At 36.5% G+C, this 4,530-nt stretch carries 4 protein-coding genes; all 4 read right to left on the reverse strand.

Annotated elements, in window-relative coordinates:
- Positions 1-633 precede the first annotated feature (633 nt).
- Positions 634-933 (reverse strand): hypothetical protein, encoded by a 300-nt coding sequence (locus MW688_RS01160; protein ID WP_486734073.1) that lies wholly within the window; start codon positions 931-933, stop codon positions 634-636.
- A 155-nt stretch (positions 934-1,088) separates the two neighbouring features.
- Positions 1,089-2,054 (reverse strand): aldo/keto reductase, encoded by a 966-nt coding sequence (locus tag MW688_RS01165; RefSeq protein ID WP_486734074.1) that lies wholly within the window; start codon positions 2,052-2,054, stop codon positions 1,089-1,091.
- Positions 2,055-2,282: 228 nt separating this feature from the next.
- On the reverse strand, positions 2,283-2,711 hold the full coding sequence (locus MW688_RS01170) for a DUF2382 domain-containing protein (RefSeq protein ID WP_486734075.1): 429 nt from the start codon (positions 2,709-2,711) through the stop codon (positions 2,283-2,285).
- An 81-nt stretch (positions 2,712-2,792) separates the two neighbouring features.
- Positions 2,793-4,202 (reverse strand): DUF2382 domain-containing protein, encoded by a 1,410-nt coding sequence (locus MW688_RS01175; RefSeq protein WP_486734076.1) that lies wholly within the window; start codon positions 4,200-4,202, stop codon positions 2,793-2,795.
- Positions 4,203-4,530: the final 328 nt, after the last annotated feature.

A 4,530-nucleotide genomic window follows, 5' to 3' on the forward strand; every position in this document is an offset into this window, starting at 1 on the left:
TCGGTAGTTAAAGCGCGATCGCTAAATACCTCTATTTCTAATTCTGAACATCCAAGGCTTGCTAATTCTGCCCCTTGGCGATATAAGTTAGTATTAAAGGTTTCAAACCCTGCGATTAGGACAATTCTTTTCATTTTATCTTTTCTCTAAAATTTAGGTTCCCTCCTGCTTCTAATTATTAATTTAGCTTTAAATCTAGTATCTTATTGTATCGCGGCGCATTACACTTCTAATTATTTATTTCGCTTTGAACCTAGTATCTTATCTTACTTACCTCATATCTTCCACCAGAACTTATGTACTAATTTTTTAGGAAAAATGTTCTTTATGGTTAATTCTCTATAATCTTTGTCTCCTAGAGGTTTAACATCAATTATTTTACTTCAAAACTTCAAGACTTCAAAACTCATTACTCTAAGACTTCTTTCTTGTTACTTAAAGACTTCTTACTTCAAAACTCATTACTCATTACTCATTACTCAACCCCCACCAGTAACATTAGGTAAAGATGCAAAATGTGAGTTGGTGCGTTACGGGCTTCGCCCTAACACACCCTACTGTATTACAAATGTTTCGGTAGTTAAGGCGCGATCGCTAAATACTCTATTTCTAATTCTGAACATCCAAGGCTTGCTAATTCTGCCTCTTGGCGATATAAGCCTGTAGGTTGGGCCCTTGGCACGAAACCCAACAATTTACCGACAGAGGCTCACCTTCAGGAATAGCCGAGATAATGGCGCGAAGTGCCTTGTTTACATCTTCAGAAGTTTTAAAAACTTTAGCCACATCTGATGCCAAAATAACAGTAATGGTTTTTTCCTTATTTTGGGAAGCAAAGCGATTAGGACGGGCTTTGCTGTAATCAAAATTGTACTCACAAAGCAATTCTTCTTGCCTATTTTGGTTAATTTCGGAGTTATCTGTGTTCTTCATACTCAAGGCCCAGTTAAAAACCAGGTTCGTAGTTGGACTTTAGTCCACAAAATACGGAAAAGACTAGCCTGTAGGTTGGGCCCTTGTCACGAAACCCAACAATTTACTCAAGGCGTTCCTTTTTACCTTTCTCAGTAGACTGAAAAAGGCGCTGATTAAGTCCATCTTCTAAAAAAGTTATTATCTTGCCAAACTGCGGTAGTTTTTGCTTCTATTGCTGCTAATGTTTGCTCGTCTAGAGGTTTATAATTTCTAGCCACCTCCAGATTAGATTGTAACTGTTCTACATTGTCTGCCGCAATAATACAGGTATGCACACCTGGTAAAGAGAGACTATATCCCATGGCTTCTTCCATCCCATTTAGAACTCCTGGTTTTAACAGACGCCCGTAAGCTGGTACTTTCATGGCGATTACTCCTACATTTTGAGATTGGGCTACTGGTAGTACGCTCCTAAATGGACGAGGATGATGAATATCTGCGGCGTTAAGGGTAATTAGACTTGTATCAAAGGGATAGCGCTGTAAAGCTGTACTGATAACCTTTGGTTCGTGATGTCCAGTAATGCCAGAAAAACGGACAATTTTTTGCTCCTGTGCCTCTTCTAGGGCTTTTATTGCTCCATTTTTTCCAAACATCTGATCTAATTCTTGATCAAAGGAAACATGGTGCATCTGCCACAAATCAAGTCTATCTGTATTTAGACGTTTAAGGGAGCGTTCTAACTCTCTCATCGCGCCATCTCTATCTCTAGCATCAGTTTTAGAGGCGATAAATACCTGTTCTCTATAGGCTGGTAAAATTTTACCTAAATATTCTTCTGATGTTCCGTAATTAGCTGCGGTATCGAAGTAACGAATTCCTCCTGCTAAGGCAGCTTCAACTATTTTAATTGCTTCTGCTTCTTTTCCTGGTGTGGATAAAGGAGTTTTGCCAGCGCCTAGGCCCAAAATGGGAAGTGATTCTCCAGTTTTTCCTAAGATACGTTCTGGGAGAGAATTTGGTATGGTAACGGTATTAGCTGCTTCTAAACTGGGTTTACGAATTTTATCCCAAGCGATTGTGCCTGTAGCTGCTAATCCTGCTAGTAATAGACTGCGTCTCGTGGTTTTATTAAACATATTCTTTTTACTACAAATTTTTGATATTAATATTTTATATACTATCAAAAATGATTAGAAAAGACTGGTGGTAGAACTGATTTTGATTTTATAGCCTTACTCATTAATATTAGGACATTTTTCTATTTTGATTTTCCTTTTCACTCAAGTCTATGTGTGCGAGCTATTTTTTGTACTGCTATAAAGCTTGATAGGGCTAAAGCCCTACTACAAACTTAGCTCTAATTATCAAGTTTTCTCTCTTGTTTGACGTTGGAAAATTTCTTTAGTCTTTGATAAGATTTCTGGATTTTGTGATGTAATTTCAATACGAATAGAAACATCTTCTTGAGGAGATTGAGATTGAATCTGAGTTAAAGCGGCGATCGCCTGTTGCCAAGATAAAAAGTGACCTTCTACGCTTTCTTCTGTATAGAAGTTTTCTAGATGAGAATTACCTAAATCAACTTCTCCTAGAGGTTGTGAAGGTGTGCCTACTTTTTCAATAATTAGCTTTTCACGGCGTATAGGCACTTCGACTATTTCCGTAACTATTTCTTTACGAATAATCACCTCTCCGACTTTTTTCTTGCTGCGTTTTACTCGAAGACGTTCTGCTAATAATTCAATCTTTTCTTCACTAACTACTTGTGATCTTTTAGTTGGTTTATCTATCATAATTTTACTATATTCAAAACTAAACAATTAGATATGGCACCAATTACTTGGTGCCTTGTTTCTTATCCTCTCAAAGAAAGATTATCTATCTCGTCTGTCCTTTCTAATGTTTGGATTTCCTGCTGTTTTAATGTCTATTTCTTCCCGACGTAGTTGTTCTTTAGCTCTTACCGTATCACGATCTACTGCTTTTTTGACACTTACTTCTTCACTAACAAAAGTTTCTTTGTCTATTTGAGCTGTTTCTTCATAAACTTCGACCCTGGCAACTTCTCCTTCTCGGAAATTACTTTCAGTAACTTCTATTGGGTCTTCACTGTTTGTAGGTTTTCTCCGTTCAACAATTACTCTTTCACTTTCTACAGGAATAGAAGCATTTGCTGTTTCAGTTTTTACTGTTTTACCCACAGCAACTTCTCCCACTTTTTGACGATTTTTAGTGGCAATTAAGCGCTCTTCATACAGTTTAATTGCACCATGGTCTCCTTCACGAATACCGTATAGGTCTTGATCTTGATCATAATTATAGGTGTGGCGATCGCTTCCGTTACTAGTATTAGTAGAATTACGATAGATGTTTCTTACATTCTCTTCGTACTCTTCATCTACAAGCATGTTACTATCGTATTTGGGTAAGTTTTCTACTTGTTTTTTGGTTAAGGAAGTGGCGATCACCTTCTTGTTATTGTAATCAATGCGAGCAGATCCAATAGGTAGTAAGACTTTTTTCCCTAAGAACCAAAATCCCGTATCTACGACTAAATAGCGTATGTGACCCCAAGCATCTACTAAGATATCTTCAACAGAACCTACTTTGTCATTGTCTTGACCTGCATACAAACTATAGCCTTTGATATCGTATCCTGATAGTATATTATTTACATAATCAGAATCGAAGTCTTTGATTTTGATTAATCCTGAAGTATTTCTGGGTTGTACTTTTTGGTTAATTCTATCGGCTCTTAAGCGCTGGTCATAGAGACTAATTTTACCATGGTCTGCTTCCCGGATATTAAATAAATCAGGATCCTCATTATAGTTATAACCCATGTAACCTGCCTTAGTATTAGCTGGGTTGAAATTATTTGTAGAACCTACTCCTGTTTGTCCTCTTCTAGCGGTAGAAGTATTAGAAGAACGGTAAACGTCTCTTACGCCTCTTTCGTAGTTTCTATCTATGTTTGTGTTATCATGATATTCTTGAAGATTTTCTACCTGATCTCTAGTTAAGTTAGGTGCAATTACCTTGTTATTTAGATAGTCTACACGACAACGTCCGATAGGCAATAAGACTTTTTTGCCAAAAAACCAAAAGCCAGTATCTACTATTAAATAACGTAAATGACCATCTTCATCTACTAAAATATCACTCACTGATCCTACATGTTCTTCATTGGTATCGGCATAGAATTCATAACCTTTTAGGTCATTTCCTCCCAAAATATTATTTTTATAATCTGAATCGTAGTCTTTTATTGTTAAAAGTCCCATAAAAATTTTTCTCAAAGAATGTGTGTATTTGAATTTTCACTTACACATTTACAATAAAACAGTTTTCCCAACAATCCATCTAACTACCGAATGAAAAGCAATATAGATAAATTGGTGGTTAGTCTTTCTAAAGAGATAGGAAAGACTCACATCTTGCACTAGAAAATTTGTACTAATACCAAATCCGACTTATAAAACCGCGTTATTAGATAAGTTTGTAGTAGGGCTTTAGCCCTATCATATTTATGAATTGCTATACATCCCATCTGCCGCACGATAAGTTTGTAGTAGGGCTTTAGCCCTATCATATTTATGAATTGCTATACAT

Source organism: Johannesbaptistia floridana, from assembly GCF_057440575.1.